This window comes from Wenjunlia tyrosinilytica (assembly GCF_014646055.1).
Taxonomy (GTDB): Bacteria; Actinomycetota; Actinomycetes; order Streptomycetales; family Streptomycetaceae; genus Wenjunlia; species Wenjunlia tyrosinilytica.
Map to the genome: position 1 here is coordinate 95981 of NZ_BMMS01000001.1, position 22650 is coordinate 118630.

A 22650-nucleotide genomic window follows, 5' to 3' on the forward strand; every position below is an offset into this window, starting at 1 on the left:
ACCCGACCAGCGTCCCGTCAGGGGGCATGCACCAGGGCGGCGGCCTCCGTGGCGGTGAGGCTGCCGCCCTTGGCGTACTCGGCCTCGAACTCCTCCCCGCCCAGTACGGCGCGCAGCCGCTGCTCGGCCGCGCCCAGTTCCTCCGCCTCGAACGGGGCCATCCGGTGGTGCAGAACGTCGTAGGCACCCAGCATGCGCGCGGCCCGCCGGGCGCTGCCGAGCTCGCCCGCCCCTCCCCCTTCGGCGACCATCGAGAGCACACAGACCGCGCTCGGGATCGTCATCAGGAGCAACTGCTGGGCGATCAGCGCCACCAGCGGGTGCCGCCCCACGGCATCGACACACTCTCGAACGAGCCGCAGTCCCTTGAGCGGGTCTCCGGCCCTGGCCTCGATCCACCCCAGCGCGCCCATGAACATCGCGCCGGTCGGAAAGCGCTGGTTCTCCTCCGAGCAGACCCGGCCCTCGAGCAGGTCCCGCGCCTGGTCGAACTCGCCTCGGCGGCCCAGTTGCACGGCCAGCACCAGTCGGCCGTAGAAAACCGCACCGTGGTCCCCCGGTCCGGCGTCCTCGGCCTGCTCGATCCCCTCGCGCAGGAACCGCTCTCCCTCCTCGGCCCGTCCGGCCCCCACGAGGGTGTCGCCGAGCTGCACCTTGAGCATGGGCAGTTCGGCGTGGGCGCCGATCGTGGTGGCCAGCTCCAGCGCCTGGTGGTACCGGTCGGCCGCCAGGGCGTAGTCACCGAGCCATCGGGACGCCTCCGCCTGTCCGGCCAGCGCCTCCGCCATCCCCCACTGGTCCCCGAGGCGGCGGAAGAGGCCGAGGCTCTCCTCGGCGTCGCGCGAGACCCGGTCCAGGCCCCGCGGCCGCTCGTTGAGCATCCTGGAGCGCAGATGGAGGGCGAGGGCCAGCTCCCACTCCCGGCCCGCCGAGCGGCACCCCTCGACCAGCTCGTCCATCAGCCGCGGCAGCCGGTCCAGGCATCCGGCGAGGAAGACGGCGAAGATCCGCATGATGCCGGGCAGCCTGCACGACTGGGGAAAGTGCGGCGGGTAGGCGTCCAGGATGGCCTGTCCCCGTGCGGAGTCCGCCTCGTCGGGGATGGCGCCCAGCTCCGCCACATGGCTGGCCAGTTGGAACAGCCGCACGCCGCGCCGGGCGTCCAGCAGGACGTCCGGCGACAACGGCGGCTCGCCGTCGAGCGGGGACACCGGAATCGGCTCCACCGGCTCCCTCGGATCCGCATAGGGGTCGGGACCGAGGGCCGCCGCGGCGCCGAACCAGTACCGGCCCTCGGCCCGGTAGTCGCGCAGGCTCCAGAACCAGCTCATGGCCAGCGTCAGGACCAGCGCCTCGTGCTCGTCGCCCGCCTCCACCGCCCGGCGCAGCGCGGCACGGATGTTGTCGTGCTCGCCCTCCAGCCGCTCCAGCCAGACCAGTTGCTCCGGACCGCGCAGCCTCGGGTCGGCGGTGCGGGCGAACTCACGGAAGTGGCGCAGATGGCGGCCCGCCGTGAGCCCTCGCGGGTCCGACTCCCGCAGCCGCTCCGCCGCGTACTCGTGAATGGTCTCGAGCATGCGGTAGCGCGCCTCGGGGCCGGGCATGTCGGCCACCACGAGCGACTTGTCCACGAGCGAGGCGAGCACGTCCGCCACGTCCTCGGCGGCGAGCGGGGCTCCCTGGCAGACATGTTCGGCCGCCTCCAGGGTCCAGCCGCCCGTGAACACCGAGAGCCGCTCCAGCAGCGCCCGTTCGCTGCCTCCGAGCAGATCCCAGCTCCAATCGACGACGGCGCGCAGGGTCTGCTGCCGGGGCAGGACGGTCCTGCTGCCCGCGGTGAGCAGACGGAACCGGTTGTCGAGCCGGTCGGCTATCTGACGAGGAGTCAGGCCGCGTAGCCGGGCCGCCGCCAGCTCGATGGCCAGCGGCAGTCCGTCGAGGCGGTGGCAGATCTCGGCGCAGGCGCCGGGGTCGTCGGCGATGTCGAAACCGGGGCGCGCCGCGCCGCCGCGCTCGGCGAGCAGGCGCAGGGCGGTGGGGTCGGGCAGCGGGGCGAGCGGGCGCACCAGTTCGCCGGGCACACCGAGGGGTTCTCGGCTGGTGGCGAGGACGGCGACGCCGGGGCAGGTGGTCAGCAGCATCTCGGCGAGGTCGGCGGCTGCCTGGACCAGATGCTCGCAGTTGTCCAGGACGACCAGCATGCGGCGGGAGGCGCAGTGCTCGGCGAGGCGCCGCGCGGGGTCGTCGCTCGGCCCGTCGGCCGTGAGAGCCTCCACGGGGGCGCTGTGCAGCACGGTCTCGCGGCCGCCGACGGCGTTGAGCACCGCGCCGGGAACGTCCTGGGAGACGTCGAGCGGGGCCAGCTCGGCCAGCCATACGCCGTCCGGCCACTGCCCGGCCACCAGCGCGGCGGCCTCCTGGGACAGCCGGGTCTTGCCCGACCCGCCGGGCCCGGTGAGGGTGACCAGCCGCGCGGACGCCAGATCCTGCCGCAGCCCGCTCAGCTCGCTCTCGCGGCCGACGAAACTGGTCAGCCGTGCCCTCAGATTCCCGGGCCTCGGATTCCCGGTCGTGGGATTGCCCGCCGTGGGATGGTCGGGCCTCCACTTCCCGGTCGTGGGGTTCCCCGTCACCGGACTGCCGGTCCGTGGATGCCCGGCGGAGGCGGGGGCAGCCGTGCCGTCGCCCGGCGGCTCCTGAGCGGCCAGCAGTTCGCGGTGCAGGGCCCTCAACTGCGGCCCGGGGTCGGCGCCGAGGCGTTCCGCCAGCTCACCGCGGACCCGTTCGAACGCCTCCAGCGCGTCCGCGGTACGGCCGCTCAGGTGCAGGGCGCGGATCAGCAGAGCGCGCAGCGGCTCGTGGAGCGGGTGGTCATGGACGAGCTCCTCCAGCTCGGGAAGGACCTCCGCGGCCCGGCCGAGGGCGAGATCGGCGGTGATGCGCTGCCGCAGCGCCTCCAGCCGCAGGGCGTCGCAGCGTGCCGCGGCCGCCGCCCGGTCCGGCAGGTCGGCCAGCGCGGCCCCGCGCCACAGGCCGAGCGCCTCACGCAGAACGGCGGCGGCGTCCTCGGTGTCTCCCACGGCGAGTGCCCTCGACCCGGCGGCGGACAGTTCCTCGAACCGGCCGAGGTCCACTTCCGCGGGAGCGGCGTTCAGCCAGTAACCGCGCCCGTCCGAGCCCACCGCGTCATGGCCGAGCGCCCTGCGCAGCCTGGCGACCAGCGCCTGGAGCGCGCCCATGGTGTCCTGGGGGGCGCCCCGCGAGGCCGTGCCCGACGCGGCGGTGTCCCGCGGGGCGGCGTCTCCCCACACCTGCCCGATCAGGATCTCGACCGGCACTGGCCGGCCCGGGCGCAGCGCCAGCGCGGCCAGCAGCGCCCGCAGCCGCGCCCCGCCGAGCGGCACGGCGCTCCCGTCGTCGCGGTGGACCTGAGTGACCCCGAGAATCCCGTAGCGCAGCACCTGCCCATTGTGATCGACCCGGCGTTGTCGTTTCGCCCATGGGAAGGCGATGATGCAAGCCGTTCCGGCCACCGATCAGGGAGCTGCCAGCAATGACCACCGTCCACCCGATGCGCCCGAGTCGCTCGGACCGGCGGGTCAGCCCCGTCTTCCTCGGGATCGTGGCCGTGATGCTCGTCTCCGGGTGGGCGGTGTGGACGGGCTTCGCCGACAACCGGCGTTTCGCGGTGTTCCTGTTCGTCGTGTCCACGTGGATCGTCTCGCTGTGCCTGCACGAGTACGCGCACGCCCGCACGGCGCTGCACGGCGGGGACATCTCGATCGGCGCCAAGGGCTATCTGACGCTGAACCCCCTCAAGTACACCCATGCCCTGCTGAGCATCGTGCTTCCGGTGGTCTTTGTGATCATGGGCGGTATCGGGCTGCCCGGCGGCGCGGTGTTCATCGAGCGCCACCGCATCCGGGGACGGTGGCGGCACAGCCTGATCTCGGCGGCCGGGCCGCTGACGAACGTGGTGTTCGCGGTGGTGCTGATGCTGCCGTTCCTCTTCCCCGGCATGCTGCCCGACAGCACCCCGGGAGAGTTCCTGGCGGCGCTGGCCTTCCTGGCGCTGCTCCAGGTCACGGCGTCGATCCTGAACCTGCTGCCCGTGCCCGGACTCGACGGCTACGGCGTGATCGAGCCCTGGCTTTCACGCAACGTCCGCCGCCAGGTGGAGCCGTTCGCGCCGTTCGGCCTGATCGCCGTCTTCGGGCTCCTGTGGATCCCGGAGGTCAATATCGCCTTCTTCGACTTCATCGACGCGATCCTGCGGGCGTTCGGTGTGCCGGAGAACCTGGCCGACTTCGGCTACCGCCTGTTCCGCTTCTGGGACAACGCAGCGCTGTAGCGCGCGTGAAAAAATACAGCGCTGTAGCGCGCGTGAAAAAATACAGCGCTGTAGCGCGCGTGAAAAAATACAGCGCTGTAGCTCGTGAAAAAACCAGCGCTGTAGCGCGCGCCAAAAACCCTGCGCTGTAGCGCCCGCCCAAACGCAGCGCTGTGGCGCGCCGAAACGGGGCGTCGCAACGGCGTGCCGAAGCGGGGGCACGCGCCCCCGCTTACCAGGACGGACCAGCCGACCCCGTCACACCCTGCGGGCCAGGCGCGCCCTCTTGATGTAGTACCAGGCCATATTGCTGGTCACGCCCGCGAGCAGCACCCAGACGATGCCCAGCCAGCTCCCCTGGGCGAACGCCACCACGGCGGCCGCTACGGAGAGCAGGCAGGCGACAACGGCGAACACGGCGATTCCGAGGCGGGGCATGGGTGGGGGCTCCTGTGCTTGTGCTGCGGTTGTGCGAGGTCGACCCGGCCATTGTCGCTCATGCCCCGCCGCACCCGGTCAGACGTCGGTGACCCGAAGCCCGGCGTGCGCCTTGTAGCGGCGGTTGGTCGAGATCAGGTTGGCCACGAGCGCCTCGACCTGGTGGGCGTTGCGCAGCCGCCCGGCGTAGACGCCTCGCATACCGGGGATACGGCCGGCCAGCGCCTGCACGGCGTCGGTGGCGGCGCGCTCCTCGCCGAGCACCAGGACATCGGTGTCGACCTGCTCGACCCCCGGGTCCTGGAGCAGCACCGCGGACAGGTGGTGGAAGGCCGCGGTGACCCGGGACTCGGGCAGCAGGAGAGCCGCCTGCTCGGCGGCGCTGCCCTCCTCCGGCTTGAGGGCGTAGGCGCCCTTCTTGTCGAAGCCGAGCGGGTTGACGCAGTCGACGACGATCTTGCCCACGAGCTCGGGGCGCAGCGTCTCCAGCAGCGCCTTGTGCCCGTCCCACGGCACCGCGATGATCACGATGTCGCTCTCCCGGGCGCACCGCGCGTTGTCCGCGCCGCGCACACCGTGGCCGAGTTCCGCCGCGGCGTTCGCCGCCCTGTCGGCGCTGCGGGAGCCGATGACGACCTGCTGTCCGGCCTCGGCGAGGCGGTAGGCCAGGCCGCGGCCCTGGTCGCCGGTGCCACCGAGGACACCCACCACCAGGCCGGAGACGTCGGGCAGGTCGTAGGGGGAGGAGGGCTTGGTCGCATCTGTCATGCGGTGATCCTGCCAGAGCGGTGTCCGGGAGCCGTGTCCGGGAGCGGTGCTCAGGCCTTCAGGCTCCCCTCGGTCAGCCCGGTGCGCCAGTACCTCTGGAGGGCGGCCATCAGGACCATCAGCGGCAGTACGGACAGGAACGCCCCGCCGACCGTGTATTGGTAGAGCTGCGGCTGCCGGTCGGCGTAGCCCTGCCAGGAGGTCAGCCCCAGGGTGATCGGGTACAGGTCGGAGTCGGAGAGCATCACCAGGGGCAGGAAGAAGTTGTTCCAGATGTGCACGAACTGGAAGAGGAAGACGGTCACCAGTGCCGGGGTCATGATCCTCAGGCCCAGGGTCCGGAAGATGGTCAGCTCCCCGGCCCCGTCGATCCTGGCCGCCTCCAGCAGGGTGTCCGGCACCGAGGCCGCCGCGTAGATCCGGCACAGGTAGACCCCGAAGGGGCTGACCATGCTCGGCACGAGCACCGCCCAGTAGGTGTTGGCCAGGCCGATCCTGCTGAAGAGCAGGTACAGCGGCAGGGCGAGCGCGGTACTGGGGATGAGCACTCCGGCCAGGACGACATTGAAGACGCCCTCGCGACCGGGGAAGCGGAATTTCGCCAGGCCGTAGCCCGCCGCCGCGGCCAGCAGGGTCGCGGCGGCGGCGCCCACCCCGGCGTAGAGCGCGCTGTTGAGGAACCAGCGCACATAGATGGCGTGGTCGTAGGTGATCACGTCGTGCAGCCGCTCGATCGGCCGCGGGTCGGAGAACCACAGGCCGAAGGTGCCGAAGAGGCCGCTGCTGCTCTTGGTCATCGACACGGTCAGCCAGTACACCGGCACCAGGAAGTAGATCGCGGCGACGGCGAGCACCGAGCAGGTCAGGACGCGGTGCCGCAGGGGTACCTCGGCCGGGCGCGGGCGGCGGGGCGCCCGGCGGGGATCGCCGCGGGGGTCGCGGCGGGTCGTGGCCCCGGTGGTGAAGCGGTCGCGTACCCGTACCAGGCCCGTCATCGCTCGTCCCCCTTGCCCGTCCTGCCCACCAGGCGCAGGAAGCCGAACGACAGCACGCACGCGACCACGGCGAGCAGGACCGCCATGGCGGCGGCGAGGTGGTAGTTGTTCGCGGCGAACGCCTCGTTGTAGGCGAGGAGGTTCGGGGTGTACGCGGCATCGATGTTCGACGTCAGCGAGCGCAGGACCAGGGGCTCGGAGAAGAGCTGGAGGGTCCCGATGATGCTGAAGACGGTGGTCAGCACCAGCGCGGGCCGGATCAGCGGGAGCTTGATCCGCCAGGCCACCTGCCAGGCACTGGCGCCGTCGATGACGGCCGCCTCGTACAGCTCGCCCGGAACGGATGTGAGCTGGGCGATCAGCACCAGCATGTTGTAGCCGGTGAACTCCCAGGTGGCGATGTTCGCGATCGACCACAGGACGGTGCCGTTGGAGAGGAAGTCCACGTCCCAGCCGACCCGGTGCAGGGTGTCGACGACGGGGCTGATCCCGGGCACGTAGAGGAATCCCCACAGGATGGAGGCGACCACGCCCGGCACCCCGTACGGCAGGAAGTACGCCGTGCGGAAGAACGGCACCCAGCGGGCCGACGCGCTCTCCAGCAGGAGGGCGAGCACCGTCGCCCCGACGATCATCACCGGCACCTGCACGGCGCCGAAGAGCAGCACCCGGCCGAAGCCCTGGAGGAACCGGCCGTCCTGCAGGGCGTGCGTGTAGTTGCCCAGCCCCGCGAAGACCTCCCGTTCGCGCCCGAACCCCAGCGGCCCGGACCGCTGCGACTTCAGCAGGCTCTGGTAGAGCGCGTAGCCGATGGGGGCGATGAAGCACGCGGTGAACAGGACGCAGAACGGCAGCAGGAACACGGCGGCCGAACGGGCGGGGCGGGCCCGGCTCACGTGCGGGTCTCCACCTTGAGGCCCTTGGCCTTCAGGTCGTCCACGGTCCGCCGCTGCACCCGGGCGAGGGCGTCGGCGAAGGATCCCTTGCCGTTTATGGCCGCGGTGAGCTCGTCGCCGAGGTGCTGGAAGGTGGCGTCCATCATCGGGCCCCAGCGCCAGGAGGTGTTGACGCCCTGCTCGGTCCCGGCGAAGACGCTGTTGTACTTCTGGCCGCCGAAGAAGTCGTCGGGCCTGTCCAGGGCGGGGTTGGCCGAACCGGCCCTCGCGGCGGGCCAGCCCACACCGGCCTTGGGCAGCAGGGCCACGCTCTCGGGCGCGCTGTTGAGCCAGACGGCGAACGCCAGAGCGTCCTTGGGGTACTTGGTGCCGGACATCAGCGCCGTGGTCGAGCCGCCCCAGTTGGCGGAGGCCTTGCCGCCCTTGTCCCACTGCGGCATGGGCGCGACCCGCCACTTGCCCGCGGTGCCGGGGGCGTTGCCGGAGAGCAGGGCGTTGCCCCACTGGGCGCCGACCCAGGTGACGATCCGGCCGGACTGGAGGTCGGAGTACCAGGCGTTCTGCCGGTCGGGCTCTGTCTTGACGAGCTTCCCGCGGACCAGGCCCTCCCAGAAGTCGCAGACCCGGCGGGTCTCCTGGCCGGTCATGTCCACGATCCAGGTGTCGCCCTTGGTGTCGAACCAGTGGGCACCCGCCTGCCAGGCCAGCCCGGTGAACCACCCTCCGGCCATCGGCGGGAACGTGGCGATCCAGGCGCCCTTGGCCCGCACCTTCGTGGCCGCCCGCTCGTACTCGGCCCAGGTCGCCGGCGGCTCGATGCCCCACTTGTCGAACAGGTCGGAGCGGTAGAACATGCCCATCGGCCCGGAGTCCTGGGGGATGGCGAAGACACCGTCGCCGAAGACGCTCTGCTGCCACTGCCAGCCGACGAACTTGTCCTTGTGCTCGCCCGCCCCGTACTTCGACAGGTCCACCAGCCCCTGGTCGAGCAGGAAGCTCGGCACCATCTGGTACTCGATCTGGGCCAGGTCGGGCGCGTTCTTCGCCTTGAGGGCGGCGTGCATCTTGGCGTACTGGGCGCCGTTGGTCGGGGAGACCTTCTCCACCTTCACCTGGACGTCCGGGTTCTGCTTGTTCCAAAGCGCGACGCAGGCGTCGATGCCGGGGACCCAGGTCCAGAACGTCAGGGTGATCTTCTCGCCCTTCCTGCGGCTGCCCGCCGAGCCCTCACCGCCGCCGCTGTCCGACGAGCATCCGGCGAGGGCGGCGGCCAGCCCGGCGGCCGCGGTGGAGCCGAGCAGGGTGCGACGGGGCATACCGCCGGTCATGGCTGCTCCTTCAGAACATCAGGTCGTAGACGGGGATACGGCGGAACGTGATGGTGGAGTACGCGCTGAAGTCACCGGTCTCGAAGAGGAGGCCGACCGTCCCGGCGTCGACGCGGACGAGGTCGGAGTAGGCGGCGGGCAGCCCGGAGACGGTGTGCACGGGGGTCCAGGTGACCCCCCCGTCACGGCTGGCGCGCACGGTCATCAGCGCGCGGGAGGCGGGGTCGGCGGGCCCGGAGTACAGCAGCAGGTCGGGGCGGGCGAGCTGGAGGACGCTCGCCTCGACGATCGGGCCGACCACACCGGCGTTGGGGCGGAAGGGCAGGTCGAGGGAGTCACCGCCGTCCGAGGAGTAGGCGTCGGCGCGGTTGCCGGGCGACGGGGAGTCATTGCGCGTGCTGAAGTAGATCCGGCCGTCGGGCAGTTCGGCGGCGGTGGTCTCGTTGACGTTGATGTAGCCGTCGGTGTTGTCGTCGATGTACCCGATGCGCCAGGTCTCGCCGCCGTCGTCGCTGAGCAGGTCGTGACCGCCGTTGTACTTGGCCTCCGTCCCGTTGTCGGTGCCGGCCGGCGGTATGGAGTGGTTGGCGGGCACGACGATCCGGCCCGCGTGCGGACCGTGCTGGAGCTCGATCGCGTGGCCCGGAGTGGTGGCGTACCAGCGCCAGTCCGGCTTCTTGGTGTCCTGGGTGATCTCCCGGGGGTCGGACCACGCCAGTCCGCCGTCGTCGCTGTGCTGGACGAACACCCGGCGGCCGTCCTCGGCGGTGACCAGGCCCCGGCGGATGCGGTCCTCGGTGGCCGCGGCGGCGTTGTGCACCTGGACCAGCAGGATCCGGCCGCTGCCGAGCAGGACCGGGGCGGGGTTGCCCGCGAGGTCGTGGCCATTGGTCGACACCGGTGTCAAGGGCCCCCAGGTGCGGCCGCCGTCCGTGGAGCGCTTCAGGACGATGTCGATGTCCCCGAAGTCGTCGGCGCCGTCGCGTCGGCCCTCGGCGAACGCCAGCACCGTCCCGCCCCTGGTGGCCAGGACGGCCGGGATACGGAAGCTCGCGTAGCCCTCGGTTCCGGCGCGAAAGGGCACCGAGGTCTCGTACCGGGCGGATTCGAGGGACATCGGGGCCTCCTGCGCGCGCCGGACCGCCGGCGCACCGACGCGCCGGAGGTAGGACGTAGGACGTCCTGCGTCCGACTTTGGACAGTAAGCACCCCGAACAGGAGCGTCAAGAGAACCGGACGGGAAGCCACCAGTTGGCCGAGCCGCCGTCAACTCGCTCCGCTCTCCGGGTGGTTGCGGCAGTATGTGCCGAATGGACACGGCTCGCGTCACCCACTTGCGCGAAATCCTCACCGGAACGGGGTGGCTGGAGAGCGCCGCGGCCTTCGCGGGATCGCTGCGCACGTCGGTCGCGCGCCCGCCCCGGCCGCGTGGTGGCCTGCTCCTGCTCGGGTCCGAGGACTACGAGCCGTGGCACCTCGCCGCCCATCTCGACGACGAGGCGGTCTGGTCCGGGCTTGCGGGGCTCGCGCCGACACTCGTGCGCTGCCGGGTGCCCGACGGGGCGCCCGAGCACCTGTCGTTCGGGCTGACCCGGCTCGAGGCGGCGGGGCGGGGCGAGACCGTGCTGGTCGTGACCCCCGACCCGATGGGCCCGGAGCTGCTGGAACGGGTCCACGGCGCACGGCGCACGGGGGCCACCGTGCTCGCGGTGGAGGCCGGGGACCCGGAACTGCGCGCGCTGGCGCACGACGCGCTCACCGTGCCCGCCGCACCCGGACCCGACCCCGGACCGCTGCTGGGGCCCTCCTGGGGGCCCGGCGGGGCACTGCCCTTCGACGTCATGCAGCATCTGGTCAGCGCCGCCGCCGGGGAACGGGGGCCGTCCTCGGCGGCCGGTCGGCGCGCCCGGCTGCTCGACCGCCTGCACCGGCTCGCCGAACAGCTCGTCACCCCGCCGCCGACGCGGTGGTGAGCGGGCCGGTCGGAACCGAGCGGCGTGGGCTCGCGGCTCAGTGGTGCGAGCGGGCGGCCGTCGCCAGCCGCCTGCGGATGTCGTCGAAGTGCCTGCGCACCGCGTCCTCGGCCCCGGCCGCGTCCCCCGACCGCACCGCGTCGAGGATCTCGTGGTGCTGGCGCCAGGTCACCCTCGGGTCCTGGTGGCGCTCCGCCAGGTCCGTGCGCACCCGGTGGAAGGCGTCCCAGAAGGCGTCGAGCAGCTCGCTGAGCAGGTCGTTGCCGAGCGCCCGGTACAGCGCCAGATGGAAGGCGCGGTCGGTCTCGGCGTGCACGTCCTCCTTCTCGGCCTCCGCCCGCATCCGGTCCACCAGGCCGGCCAGCAGGGCCAGGTCCTCCTCCGGGATACGGCCCACCACCCGGGCGACCAGCCCGGTCTCCACCGCCTCGCGCAGCTCCAGCAGTTCCAGCAGGCTGTCCCGGCCCTGGTAGTGGCCGACGACGGTACGGAAGCTCAGCCCCTCCACCAGGGGGGCCAGGGACATCGGTCCCACATAGGTGCCGAAGCCGTGCCGGATCTCCACGATGCCCATGGCCTGGAGCGCCTTGAGGGCCTCACGGACGGAGTTGCGGCTCACGCCCAGCAGCGCCATCAGGTCCGTCTCGGTGGGCAGGGCCGCGCCGGGGGCCAGGCGCCGGTCGAGGATGAGTCTCTTTATGCGCTCCTGGATGCCATCCGACATCTTCCGTCCCGGCATGCGCCTACCCCTAGTCTCGCGGTGTTCACCTACGCGACATGCGACACCAGCCGTGGCGCCTTGACATGACACTCGCGCTGGCCACATTCTGCCCCACAGGTAAGGACATACGACGTCCTACCTATCGAACTGGGAGGCGTGAATGCCACTTCCCGCCCCGCTGCGCGGTGTGGTGCCCCCGCTGTGCACGCCGTTGGCCGCTTCCGGTGATGTCGACGCCGGTTCGCTGGCGGCCTCGGTGGAGCGCATGGTCGCCGCCGGGGTGCACGGGGTGTTCGCCCTCGGCTCCAGCGGGGAGGCGGCCTACCTCACCGACGGGCAGCGTGCCATCGTCCTGGAGACCGTGGTGACGGCCGCGCGGGGACGGGTGCCGGTGCTCGCCGGAGTCATCGACACCACCACGGCGCGCGTGCTCGACCATGCCCGGGTGGCGGTGGAGGCGGGCGCCGACGCCCTGGTCGCCACGGCTCCCTTCTACACGCGCACCCATCCGGTGGAGGTCGCCGACCACTTCCGGCGGATCCGGGCGGGGGCGCGGCTTCCCTTGTTCGCCTACGACATCCCCTCGGCCGTGCACACCAAGCTCCCCCGCGCCACCGTGCTCGAACTCGCCGCCGACGGCACCCTGGCCGGCCTCAAGGACAGCAGCGGCGAGGACGGCTCGCTGCGGCGGCTGCTGGTGAGTCTGAGGGAACGCGGCCTCGACGCGTCGTTCAGCGTTCTGACCGGCTCCGAACTCACCGTGGACGGCGCGCTCCTGGCCGGGGCGCACGGGGTCGTGCCGGGCCTGGGCAATGTCGACCCGGCCGGTTATGTCCGGCTCTACGAGGCGGCCACGGCCGGACGGTGGAGCACCGCCGCGCGCGAGCAGGACCGGCTGGCAGCGCTGTTCTCCATGACGGACGCGGGCGATGAGGCGGCGATGGGCCGCAGTTCCTCCGCGCTCGGGGCGTTCAAGGCCGCCCTGCACCTGCTCGGGGTCATCGACTGCCCGGCCACGGCCGCCCCGCAGGTGGCGCTGGACGACACCGCCGTGCGGACCGTCAAGGAATCACTGGTGGCCGCCGGCCTGCTCTGAGGCACCCGGCCGCACGCCCCGCCGTGAAGGGGAGGGCGGCGCGGCCCCCGCCGTCCGGCGCTCGGGCCCGAACGGCTGCCGAACGGGCGGCTGCCGCACAGACCCGGGCACGGCGGGGGCCGCGGACGTCACTTCTCCTCCTGCTCGTCCTCGGAGTCGTGCCAGCGCGGGTCGGTCTCCCACTCCAGGTTCCGCTCGGCCGCCGTCTCCATCGCGTGCTCCGCCTCGGCTCTGGTCGCGTACGGCCCGAACCGGTTCTTCGCCGGGCAGTCGGGGCCCTCCTCCACCTTGTGGTGCTTCAGGCAGTAGAACCACTCACCGGCCTTGCCCCTTGTACGCCTCATGCCCAACGCCATCTCTCCGCCTCCCGATCCGGCCCGATCCGGGGTGCCCCGAGCACCGCGGATAGACTCCGGCCATGTCTGTTCTGGTTCCCGGCAAGCTGTCGCCGACACGCTCCGTGCCCTCCGGCATTCCGCGCCCGGAGTACGTGGGCAAGGACGCGCCCACCCCGTACACCGGTCCGGAGGTGCAGACACCGGAGACCGTCGAGAAGATGCGTATCGCCTCCCGCATCGCCGCTCGGGCGATGGAGGCGGCGGCCGGGCACATCGCCCCCGGGGTGACCACCGACGAGCTGGACCGGATCGCTCACGAGTACATGTGCGACCACGGCGCCTACCCCTCCGACCTGGGGTACCGGGGCTTCCCCAAGTCGATCTGCACCTCGCTGAACGAGGTCATCTGCCACGGCATCCCGGACTCCACGGTCCTCCAGGACGGCGACATCGTGAACCTTGACGTCACCGCGTTCATCCACGGAGTCCACGGCGACACCAACGCCACCTACCCGTGCGGCGACGTGGACGAGGAGTCCAAGCTGCTGGTGGAGCGGACGCGCGAGTCGCTGAACCGTGCGATCAGGGCCGTCCGCCCGGGGCGGCAGATCAATGTGATCGGACGGGTCATCGAGTCGTACGCCAAGCGGTTCGGCTACGGCGTGGTGCGCGACTTCACCGGGCACGGGATCAACACCTCGTTCCACTCCGGTCTGATCATCCCGCACTACGACGACCCGCGCGCGACCACGGTGATCAAGCCCGGAATGACCTTCACCATCGAGCCGATGCTGACGCTGGGCACCTACGACTACGACATCTGGGACGACGGCTGGACCGTGGTGACGAAGGACCGCAGGCGCACCGCGCAGTTCGAGCACACGCTCGTGGTCACGGAGACCGGGGCGGAGATCCTCACTCTTCCGTAGCCTCGCACCCGCCTCATCACGTCGGCGAGGCCATGACCTGGCGCTTTACCTTTCCTTGACCGTCCCGTTGTCGGATACTTACACCCCGCCGGAGAAAGTCAGGTAAGCCTCGGTTAAGTTAGGGCAGCCTTATGATGCTCGACGCCGCCCGCCGCTGAGAACCATGGAGTCCCGCATGCCCGCAGTCCGACGCCGCCCCGCCGCCGTTGGGGCCACCTCACTGTCGATCGCTCTTGCGGCGCTGGCTCTCGCGGGATGCGCGGACAAGGCCGAGGACGACGCCAAGGGCGCGGTCGAGGTGACCGCCACGGACTCCAAGTGCGAGGTCTCCAAGAAGGAGTTCGCCGCCGGACACGTCAGCTTCGCCGTCCACAACAAGGGCTCGAAGGTGACCGAGGTCTACGTCTACGGCGCCGGCGACCGGATCGTCACCGAGCGCGAGAACATCGGCCCCGGCACCCGCGCCACTATCAACGCCGAGGTCAAGGCCGGGGACTACGAGATAGCCTGCAAGCCCGGTATGAAGGGCGACGGCATCCGCCAGAAGGTCAGCGTGACCGGCAAGGGCGCGCCCAAGAAGACCGACCCCCGCCTGAACAAGGCCGTCGCCGACTACCGCACTTACACGCAGTCGCAGGCCGACGAGACCATTCCGGTCACCCAGCGCTTCGCCGACGCCGTCAAGGCGGGCGATGTGAACAAGGCCCGGTCCCTCTACGCCCTCTCGCGCATCGGCTGGGAGCGCACCGAGCCCGTGGCCGAGAGCTTCGGCGACATCGACCCCAAGGTCGACGTGCGCGAGGACGGCCTGGAGAAGGGCCAGGACTGGACCGGCTGGCACCGGCTCGAGAAGTCCCTGTGGCAGGCGAAGAAGATCTCCGCCGACGACAAGAAGCTCGCCGACACCCTCATGACGGACCTGAAGGACTGGCAGAAGCGGGTCGGCAAGGCCGAGATCACCCCCACCAGCATGGCCAACGGCGCCAAGGAGCTCCTCGACGAGGTCGCCACCGGCAAGGTCACCGGTGAGGAGGAGCGCTACAGCCACACCGACCTCGTCGACTTCAACGCCAACGTCGAGGGCGCGAAGAAGGCATACGAGCTCCTCGAGCCCGTCGCCTCGGAGAACAACAAGGCGCTGACCGCCACCCTCGACCGCGAGTTCGCGGACATCGAGAAGGAACTCGCCAAGTACCGCAAGGGCGACGCCTACGTCTCGTACGACACCGTCGGCAAGGACAAGCGCAAGGAGCTGTCCGACGCGGTCAACGCCCTGGCCGAGCCGCTCTCCAAGCTCGCCGCCGCGGTCGTCGTCAAGTAACGCCGGATCCCGGCACCATCCCGGCGCGCCCGCGCCACCAGCACGGACAGGAAGGGACACCGCCATGAGCGACACGGCCGACACCGAGCAGCGGGGCGAGGCCCCGGTGGACGAGGCCGACGGCGCACCCCGGCGCAGGGTCAGCCGCCGCTCCCTGCTCGGCTGGACCGGCGCGGGCGTGGCCCTGGGCGCGGGAGCGGTCGGCGGCGGGGTAGCCGTCGCCTCCCTCCCCGAGCAGAGGAGTCAGCCGTCGTCCGGGGGCGAGATCGCCTTCTACGGGCCGCACCAGGCCGGTATCTCCACCCCGGTCCAGGACCGGCTGCACTTCGCCGCCTTCGACGTGACGACGGACAGCCGTGACGAGCTCATCGGTGTCCTCAAGGAGTGGACGGCCGCTGCCGCGGCGATGACCGCGGGCCGGGACGTCGGCGAGGGGGCGGTCGGCGGCCTCGCCGAGGCCCCGCCGGACGACACCGGTGAGGCGCTGGGACTGCCTCCGTCCCGGCTGACGCTCACGATCGGCTTCGGGCCGACGCTGTTCGAGAAGGACGGCAAGGACCGCTTCGGGCTGGCCAAGCGCCGCCCGGAGGCACTGGTCGAGCTTCCCGCCTTCCCCGGCGACAAGCTCGACCCGGCGCGCAGCGGCGGCGACATCTGCGTCCAGGCGTGCGCGGACGACCCCCAGGTCGCGGTGCACGCCATCCGCAACCTCGCCCGCATCGGCTTCGGCAAGGTCGCGGTGCGCTGGTCGCAGCTGGGCTTCGGCAAGACCTCCTCCACCACGCCGGACGCCCAGACCCCGCGCAACCTCATGGGGTTCAAGGACGGCACCCACAATGTCGCCGGCACCGACACCGCCGCCCTGGACAAGCATGTGTGGGCCGCGCCCGGTGACGGGCAGGACTGGATGACGGGCGGCTCCTACCTGGTCGCCCGCCGCATCCGGATGCACATCGAGACCTGGGACCGCACCCCGCTCAAGGAGCAGGAGGACATCTTCGGGCGGGACAAGGGCGAGGGCGCCCCGGTCGGCAAGCGCAAGGAGCGGGACGAGCCGAATCTCAAGGCGATGCTGCCCACGGCGCATGTCCGCCTGGCCCACCCGGACAGCAACGGCGGCGCCATGATCCTTCGGCGCGGCTACTCGTTCACCGACGGCACGGACGGCCTCGGCCGCCTGGAGGCGGGACTGTTCTTCCTGGCCTACCAGCGCGACGTCCGCAAGGGCTTCGTCCCGGTCCAGAAGCGGCTGGCGGCCAACGACGCCCTGAACGAGTACATCCAGCACGTCGGCTCGGCGGTCTTCGCCTGCCCGCCGGGCGTCCGCAAGAGCGGCGAATGGTGGGGGCAGGCCCTCTTCGGCGACAAGCGTTAGGAGACGCCGTGTTCGGCAACTACCTGATCGGCCTGCGCGAGGGCCTCGAGGCCAGCCTCGTCGTGTGCATCCTCGTGGCCTACCTGGTCAAGAGCGGAAACCGCGCCAAGCTGCTCCCGATCTGGATCGGTGTCGGCACCGCGGTCACCCTGAGCCTTGCCTTCGGCGCGATCCTGCAGTTCGGTTCGCAAGCGCTGACGTTCAAGGCCCAGGAGATGCTCGGCGGCTCGCTGTCGATCCTGTCGGTGGGCCTGGTCACCTGGATGGTCTTCTGGATGCGGCGCACCGCCCGGCATCTCAGGGCGGAGCTCCAGGACAGGCTGGACGCCGCGCTCGCGATGGGCACCGGCGCGCTGATGGCGACCGCGTTCCTGGCCGTGGGCCGAGAGGGCCTGGAGACCTCGCTGTTCATCTGGACGGCGGTGCAGGCCACGGACGACGGGGTGCGGCCGGTGGTCGGGGCCGCGCTCGGCCTGCTGACGGCGGTCCTCCTCGGCTGGCTGTTCTACCGGGGCGCGCTGAGGATCAACCTGGCGAAGTTCTTCACCTGGACCGGCGCCATGCTGGTCGTGGTCGCCGCGGGTGTGCTCGCCTACGGTGTGCACGACCTCCAGGAGGCCGGGGTCCTGCCGGGCCTGAACAGCAAGTTGTTCGACATCAGCGGCACCGTCCCGAAGGACAGCTGGTACGGGACGCTTCTGAAGGGCGTGTTCAACTTCCAGCCCGACCCGACGGTCGCTCAGGTCGTCGTGTGGGTGCTGTACGTGACGCCGGTCCTGCTGTTCTTCCTGCGTCCCTCGCGCCCGGCCAAGGCTTCCGCCCAGACCGCCGACCGCCGGGTGACCGCGGCCAAGTAGGGTGCTGCGGGTGCGATCGACATCCCCTTCACGGCTCCTGGTGGCGCTGGCGGTGTCGGCGGCCCTGACGGCGGCCGGCGGGTGCGTCACCGTGCACGGCGAGACCGCAATGGTGCCCTCCGTCGGCAAGGACGACGCGGCGCGGGTCCTGGCCTCCTTCACGGCCAGGACCAACCGCGCCAACCAGAAGCTCGACCTCGAGTTGAACAAGCGGAACGAGACCGGGGTGCTCGGCGCCATCGACGAGGCCACCTTGAAGGTCAAACGTGCCTCGCACCCCCAGGGCGACCCCGGTTACCGGCCGTTGGAGCTGTCCGGCGCGCGCTTCCTCATACCCGAGCAGCGCGGCTGGCCGAAGTGGTTCGTCGCCGACACCGCGAACAACCGGGACACCAACCGGTGGCTGATCTCATTCGTCCGAGCCGGGGCCGGGCAGCCGTGGAAGGCCACCTACCTGCTGGTGCTCGATCCGAAGGAGATGCCGAGGCTGAGGATCGGCAAGGACGGCTACGCCCGCGCGGTCCCGCCGAAGGACCCGGGTCTGGCCGTGTCCCCCGCCGACCTCGGCGCGGCCTTCGCCGGCTATCTGCGGACCGGCGGCCCCCGGGGGCGGTTCGCCGACGGCGCCCACACCTCGCGGCTGCGCAGAGAGCGCGACCGGACGGCGAAGACCCCGAAGTACGTGACGCAGTACGTGGACCAGCCGGTGTCCGGTCGGGAGTACCCGCCGATCGCGCTGCGCACGGCGGACGGTGGCGCCCTGGTGCTGTTCACCTCGCAGCACAGCTGGAAGGTCACCGCCGCCCGGGGCACCCGCCTTCCGGCGTCCGGCTCCTACACCAAGGTCCTGATGACCGGTGCGCCGAAGCGGTCGGTGACCCGGGTGGGCATGGCCGAGCAGGCGGCGGTCGTGCCGAGGGCCGGAGCGGGTGAGGTGGAGATAGTGAACCGCATCATCGGCATCGTTTCGGCGCACGGGGAATAGCGCCGCGCGGGGGCGCTTTTTTGGGGACCTTCGCCCATGAACGGCCGCGAAGGGCCGCCAGGAAGCCACTCATTGCCGCGGCGAATTCATCCGATTTCCCTGACCGGGATCAGGCGAAACCCTCGTCGGCCCCGGCCGGCAGGGGAACACAGGGGGCGGGCTCGTTCCCCAGCCCCCATGCGCCGGCGCGGCCCGCGATCACCACATAGGCGAGAAGGACCAGGAAGGCGGCCGTCATCACTATGGCGGCGGTACGGAAGGAGCGGCGCTCCTCGTCGTCCGGCCGGTTCGCCCCCACGGTGATGTGCAGGACGGGCCCGGTCGCACCGCTGACGGTGACGGCGGTACCGGGCGAGCCGTTCAACCGCTGCTTGGGAGTGGCGAACGAGTCCGTGTCGGTCATGGGTCTCCGTAGAGTCGTACGTGCCGCGGCGGGCAGGACGCCGTTGCCCATCAGCGAGAACCAACACCCGGCGTCCTGCCCTGGCACCACCACACCAGCGGCTTCGCCGCTTGGCAAGCCATGAAAGCGAATTACCCCAGACTTTTCGGTACCCGCATGAATTATTTCGGTACCGACACCATGTCATTTCGGTGCGGCCGTACGGACCTTCGCCGACTATCGTGCCCAGGAATGCATGCCTGTTAACGGCTCCTCAGAATTTCCTTAGCCAATCCTTAAGAACGGCCGCGGTCTCTTCCACGGGCTCTACCGTGCTGGGGCACCAGTCGCTCACGAGCCATCACTTCGCTGATGGAGGAGACGAGGTAATTCTCCGTATGAGCAATCACCGTCGTACCGTCAATCGCAGGGCCATCGCCGCCATCGGTGTCCTGGTCGGCGGCGCCCTCGCAGCGGGCGCGGCCGGGATCCTCCCGGGTGTGGCACTGGCCCATCCCCCTTCTGCGCACAAGGCCTCCGTACCCAAGGCGGGCGCTCAGCGCGCCACCTTCGCGCCGTACGTCGACGCCTCGCTCAGCCCTCCTTTCGACCTGCCGTCGGAGTCGAAGGCCTCCAGGGTCAAGGAGTACACCCTGGGATTCGTCAACCGCGGCAGCGGCTGCGTCCCGCAGTGGTCCGGCACGTCCAGCCTCGACAACCCCGTGGCGGCGAAGATCGGCGCCCTGCGCAAGGCCGGGGGTGATGTGCGGGTGTCCTTCGGCGGCGCCGCGGGAGCGGAGCTGGCCACCGTGTGCTCCAACCCCACGAAGCTGGCCGCCGCCTACGCCAAGGTCGTGGACCGCTACAAGCTCACCAAGCTGGACTTCGACATCGAGGGCTTCGCCCTGCACATGCCCGATGTCACCACTCGCCGCTCGCAGGCGCTGGCCAAGCTCCAGAAGGACCACCCCGGTCTCGACATCACCTTCACCCTGCCCGTTCTGCCCAACGGCCTGACCCCGGACGGCGTCAAGCTGCTCGCGGACGCCAAGGGCAACGGTGTCCGGGTCTCCGGCGTCAACATCATGGCGATGGACTACGGGCCCTCGTTCAAGGGCGACATGGGCGATCTGGCGATCAAGGCCGCCACCGCCACCCAGGGCCAGCTCAAGAGCACGCTGCGGCTGTCCGACGCGGCGGCGTGGAAGGCGCTCGTGGTCACCCCGATGATCGGCGTCAACGACGTCCAGGGCGAGACCTTCACGCTCCAGGACGCCCGGCAGTTGGTCACCTTCGCCAAGTCCAAGCATCTGCGGGGGCTTTCCATGTGGTCCACCACGCGGGACAAGCAGTGCCCGGGAGGCACCAAGGACCAGGCCGACCCCACGTGCAGCGGCATCGTCCAGAAGCCGCTGGCCTTCACGAAGGTTTTCGCCTCCTACCGGGGCTAGAGCACGGCGGACACCGTCCGCACCGTCGATCACCACCTGGGCTGAAGCACGCCCCCACCCACAGTCATACAAGATGATTGGAAGTCTGCAATGCCTGGAACAAGAGCGGCGCACAAGGACAAGACGGACAAGCACAAGCGCAAGCACCGCGTCCTGTTCGCCGCGATCGCCGCAACGGCCGGTCTCGCGGCCGGCGCGGTGGGCATCAGTACCGCGATGGGAGCCATCGCGCCCACGTCCCATACATCGCACACCTCGTCGTCGCGGCACTCCTCGACCGACCCCGACCCGGCCTCGAAACCGCTGCACAGGACGGCTCCCGCTCCACTGGCCTCGACGCCCCACAGTGACAAGAACCGGGGCATGGTCTACGACGGCCTGATCACCGCGCCGAAGGGCGACCGGTGCGTCGGTGCCTTCCGCGTCGTCGACTCCCCGCTGTGCACCCATGGACCGGACGCCCCGCCCAAGGGCGTGGACATCCACAAGGACACTCCTCCGGCGGTGAAGGCCGACCCGGGAGCGCTGTCGCAGGACGGACTGCCCACGGTCGATGTCAGCCGGGGCGGCACGAGGGCCGCGGGCTCCACCCCGGTCTCCGCCCCCGGCTCCACGGCGGCACCTTCGGCGGTGGCCTGCGACGGGGACGGCAAGCAGGGCAACCGGGTCCAGGTGCTGTATCTCCACGCACCCGGCCAGGACCGCTTCGCCCAGTACCTGCCCTCGTTCAGGAAGTGGGCGGCGGACGCCGACCTCATTTACAGCGAGAGCGCCAAGGAGACCGGAGGCACCCGCCACATACGGTTCGTCACCGAGCCCGGCTGCAAGGTCTCGGTGCTGAACGTCGAGATATCCGCCGACGCGCTGCGCGACTTCGGCGCGAGCAACCAGGCCCTGGGCGCCAAGGGCTTCAACCGCCACGACCGCAAGTACATGGTCTACGCGGACTCCCAGGTGTACTGCGGGATAGGCACCCTCAATGGGGACGAACGGCCGGGAGCCGACAATCAGAGCAACTTCGGTCCCTCGTACGGCCGCTCCGACTCCGGCTGCTGGAACGGCTCCGTCTCCGCTCACGAGCTCGGGCACAACCTCGGTGCGGTGAACAACAGTGCCCCGCACACCAGCAAGGGCGGCCACTGCGTGGACGAGTGGGACATCATGTGCTACTCGGACTCCCCGAACCACCCCCAGATGCAGATCCTCTGCCCCGAGCGCGGCCACGACCAGCGCCTGGACTGCAACCACGACGACTACTACAACACCAGCCCCAAGCCGGGCAGTTACCTGACCACGCACTGGAACGTGGCCAACAACAAGTTCCTCATCGCGGGCAAGGGCCAGCCGGCCGACCCGAAGACCGGCCCCAAGGCCAAGGCATCCCGCATCACCACGAACGCCGCCCTGCTGAAGTGGCAGCCGGTCGACTCCGCGCGGAGTTACGACGTGCGGCTCAACGGGCGGAGCATCGGGAAGTTCACCTCGACCGCCGTGCTGGTCAAGGGCCTGAAGCCCGATACGAGCTACAAGGTCACCATCGTCGTGCGCGACAGCGGCGGCCACGCCTCCAAGCCCGGCCCCGCCACCACCTTCCGCACCAAGAAGTCCTGATGAGCCACGACCCGGTCCCACCCCGGCCGGGTCGTCTCCGGTGGCCCCGGCACACCCCTTAGGCGGGGCCACCACCCCGGCGGTACGCGAGTCAGGCTCAACGCCGACCCGTACCGCCGGGGCCTTTCCCCTCCCCCGTTCCCTTCCCTCCCCCCGTTCCGCTCTTCCCCGTTCCGCTCTTCCGCGAGGAGTCGCCATGCGTGTCCACCCCGCCTCCGTCCCAGTGACGGCACTGATGTCCGCGGTCGCCCTCCTGGGAGCGGTGGCACCGGCCGCCGCCCACGGCGGCACCATCGAGTTCCGGGTACACGGCCACGACGGGGACGGCGGCCATGTAAGAGCCGTCGCCACCTACGCGGACGACCAGGACCCGGTGACGGAGAAGGTCTCGGGGACACTGAGCGCGGTCTCCTCCGACGGGCGCACGGCGGGGCCCTGGCGTCTGGTGGCCGTCCCCAGGAGCCCGGGGACGTACACCACCCGCGAGGAGCTGCCCAAGGGCGAGTGGCGGGTGACCGTGGAGAGCGGCTTTCCCGAAATCGGCTCCGGCAAGGGCAAGGTGAGGATCACCTCCGCGGCGGCGCCGGCCGACGGGAAGAAGGAGCCCGACGCCGCGCGATCACCTGCCGACGGCGGGACGGACACGGCGGACACCCGGGAGGAGAAGGCGCATCCGTCCGACCGGGCGAGCGGCGAGGCCGCATCGGCCGGAGGCAATCAGTGGATCGGCCTGGCGGCGGGCATCGGAGGCGCCGTGGGCGCGCTGCTGGGCTGGCGCTGGCGCAGAAACCGCCGCGGGCGCTAGCCGCGCGGGCCGGGCCGCGGCACCCCGCCGCTCCCACCCCGGCACTCGCCC

21 protein-coding genes are annotated in these 22650 nt (G+C 70.9%); 11 read left to right on the forward strand and 10 right to left on the reverse strand.

All coding sequences use genetic code 11. The features are described from left to right. Positions 1-17: 17 nt before the first annotated feature. Positions 18-3461, reverse strand: coding sequence for an AfsR/SARP family transcriptional regulator (locus IEY86_RS00430; protein ID WP_308425088.1), 3444 nt, complete (start codon positions 3459-3461; stop codon positions 18-20). Between the two features lie 92 nt (positions 3462-3553). On the opposite strand from IEY86_RS00430, the gene IEY86_RS00435 reads away from it, so the two are divergent. Next, the gene (locus IEY86_RS00435) at positions 3554-4351 is read left to right on the forward strand and encodes a site-2 protease family protein (protein WP_189129406.1); all 798 of its coding nucleotides are present in this window, start codon (positions 3554-3556) and stop codon (positions 4349-4351) included. 237 nt (positions 4352-4588) lie between these two features. On the opposite strand, the gene IEY86_RS00440 is transcribed toward IEY86_RS00435, so the two are convergent. From IEY86_RS00440 to IEY86_RS00465, 6 genes are all read right to left on the reverse strand, one after another. Beyond that, positions 4589-4768, reverse strand: coding sequence for a hypothetical protein (locus IEY86_RS00440; RefSeq protein WP_189129407.1), 180 nt, complete (start codon positions 4766-4768; stop codon positions 4589-4591). A 78-nt stretch (positions 4769-4846) separates the two neighbouring features. Beyond that, entirely contained in the window at positions 4847-5536 is a 690-nt protein-coding gene (gene npdG, locus IEY86_RS00445) for an NADPH-dependent F420 reductase (RefSeq protein ID WP_189129408.1), read from the reverse strand. A 50-nt stretch (positions 5537-5586) separates the two neighbouring features. Beyond that, positions 5587-6531, reverse strand: coding sequence for a carbohydrate ABC transporter permease (locus IEY86_RS00450; RefSeq protein WP_189129409.1), 945 nt, complete (start codon positions 6529-6531; stop codon positions 5587-5589). Beyond that, positions 6528-7427, reverse strand: a complete 900-nt coding sequence (locus IEY86_RS00455) for a carbohydrate ABC transporter permease (protein WP_229698053.1) — start codon at positions 7425-7427, stop codon at positions 6528-6530. The genes IEY86_RS00450 and IEY86_RS00455 overlap by 4 nt, the downstream gene beginning before the upstream one ends. After that, positions 7424-8755, reverse strand: coding sequence for an ABC transporter substrate-binding protein (locus tag IEY86_RS00460; protein ID WP_189129410.1), 1332 nt, complete (start codon positions 8753-8755; stop codon positions 7424-7426). Before IEY86_RS00460 ends, IEY86_RS00455 begins: the two co-directional genes overlap by 4 nt. A gap of 10 nt (positions 8756-8765) precedes the next feature. Beyond that, complete coding sequence (locus IEY86_RS00465; protein ID WP_189129411.1) at positions 8766-9872, reverse strand: sialidase family protein; 1107 nt, start codon at positions 9870-9872, stop codon at positions 8766-8768. 193 nt (positions 9873-10065) lie between these two features. Between IEY86_RS00465 and IEY86_RS00470 the strand changes: the two genes are divergently transcribed. After that, entirely contained in the window at positions 10066-10728 is a 663-nt protein-coding gene (locus IEY86_RS00470) for a hypothetical protein (RefSeq protein WP_189129412.1), read from the forward strand. A gap of 37 nt (positions 10729-10765) precedes the next feature. On the opposite strand, the gene IEY86_RS00475 is transcribed toward IEY86_RS00470, so the two are convergent. Further along, positions 10766-11452, reverse strand: coding sequence for a FadR/GntR family transcriptional regulator (locus IEY86_RS00475; RefSeq protein ID WP_189129413.1), 687 nt, complete (start codon positions 11450-11452; stop codon positions 10766-10768). Between the two features lie 157 nt (positions 11453-11609). Here IEY86_RS00475 and IEY86_RS00480 point away from each other — a divergent pair, with 157 nt between their 5' ends. After that, entirely contained in the window at positions 11610-12545 is a 936-nt protein-coding gene (locus IEY86_RS00480) for a dihydrodipicolinate synthase family protein (RefSeq protein ID WP_189129414.1), read from the forward strand. Positions 12546-12673: 128 nt separating this feature from the next. On the opposite strand, the gene IEY86_RS00485 is transcribed toward IEY86_RS00480, so the two are convergent. After that, positions 12674-12901 carry a hypothetical protein gene (locus tag IEY86_RS00485; RefSeq protein WP_189129415.1) on the reverse strand — a complete coding sequence of 76 codons (228 nt, stop codon included), beginning with the start codon at positions 12899-12901 and terminating at the stop codon, positions 12674-12676. 62 nt (positions 12902-12963) lie between these two features. Between IEY86_RS00485 and map the strand changes: the two genes are divergently transcribed. The 5 genes from map (at position 12964) to IEY86_RS00510 (ending at position 18350) form a co-directional block, all read left to right on the forward strand. After that, positions 12964-13812: a type I methionyl aminopeptidase gene (gene map / locus IEY86_RS00490; RefSeq protein WP_189129416.1), complete on the forward strand. Its 849-nt coding sequence runs from the start codon at positions 12964-12966 to the stop codon at positions 13810-13812. Positions 13813-13987: 175 nt separating this feature from the next. Then, positions 13988-15133 carry an iron uptake system protein EfeO gene (gene efeO / locus IEY86_RS00495; protein ID WP_189129417.1) on the forward strand — a complete coding sequence of 382 codons (1146 nt, stop codon included), beginning with the start codon at positions 13988-13990 and terminating at the stop codon, positions 15131-15133. Positions 15134-15197: 64 nt separating this feature from the next. Further along, entirely contained in the window at positions 15198-16508 is a 1311-nt protein-coding gene (gene efeB / locus IEY86_RS00500; protein WP_189129418.1) for an iron uptake transporter deferrochelatase/peroxidase subunit, read from the forward strand. Between the two features lie 8 nt (positions 16509-16516). Beyond that, positions 16517-17365 carry an iron uptake transporter permease EfeU gene (efeU, locus tag IEY86_RS00505; protein ID WP_189129419.1) on the forward strand — a complete coding sequence of 283 codons (849 nt, stop codon included), beginning with the start codon at positions 16517-16519 and terminating at the stop codon, positions 17363-17365. 10 nt (positions 17366-17375) lie between these two features. Further along, entirely contained in the window at positions 17376-18350 is a 975-nt protein-coding gene (locus IEY86_RS00510; protein ID WP_189129420.1) for an SCO2278 family lipoprotein, read from the forward strand. 109 nt (positions 18351-18459) lie between these two features. On the opposite strand, the gene IEY86_RS00515 is transcribed toward IEY86_RS00510, so the two are convergent. Continuing rightward, on the reverse strand, positions 18460-18753 hold the full coding sequence (locus tag IEY86_RS00515; RefSeq protein ID WP_189129421.1) for a hypothetical protein: 294 nt from the start codon (positions 18751-18753) through the stop codon (positions 18460-18462). Positions 18754-19130: 377 nt separating this feature from the next. On the opposite strand from IEY86_RS00515, the gene IEY86_RS00520 reads away from it, so the two are divergent. The 3 genes from IEY86_RS00520 (at position 19131) to IEY86_RS00530 (ending at position 22599) form a co-directional block, all read left to right on the forward strand. Continuing rightward, the gene (locus IEY86_RS00520; protein ID WP_189129422.1) at positions 19131-20183 is read left to right on the forward strand and encodes a chitinase; all 1053 of its coding nucleotides are present in this window, start codon (positions 19131-19133) and stop codon (positions 20181-20183) included. A 90-nt stretch (positions 20184-20273) separates the two neighbouring features. Continuing rightward, positions 20274-21794 (forward strand): fibronectin type III domain-containing protein, encoded by a 1521-nt coding sequence (locus IEY86_RS00525; RefSeq protein ID WP_189129423.1) that lies wholly within the window; start codon positions 20274-20276, stop codon positions 21792-21794. A gap of 196 nt (positions 21795-21990) precedes the next feature. Continuing rightward, positions 21991-22599: a hypothetical protein gene (locus IEY86_RS00530; protein WP_189129424.1), complete on the forward strand. Its 609-nt coding sequence runs from the start codon at positions 21991-21993 to the stop codon at positions 22597-22599. The last annotated feature ends 51 nt before the right edge of the window (positions 22600-22650 follow it).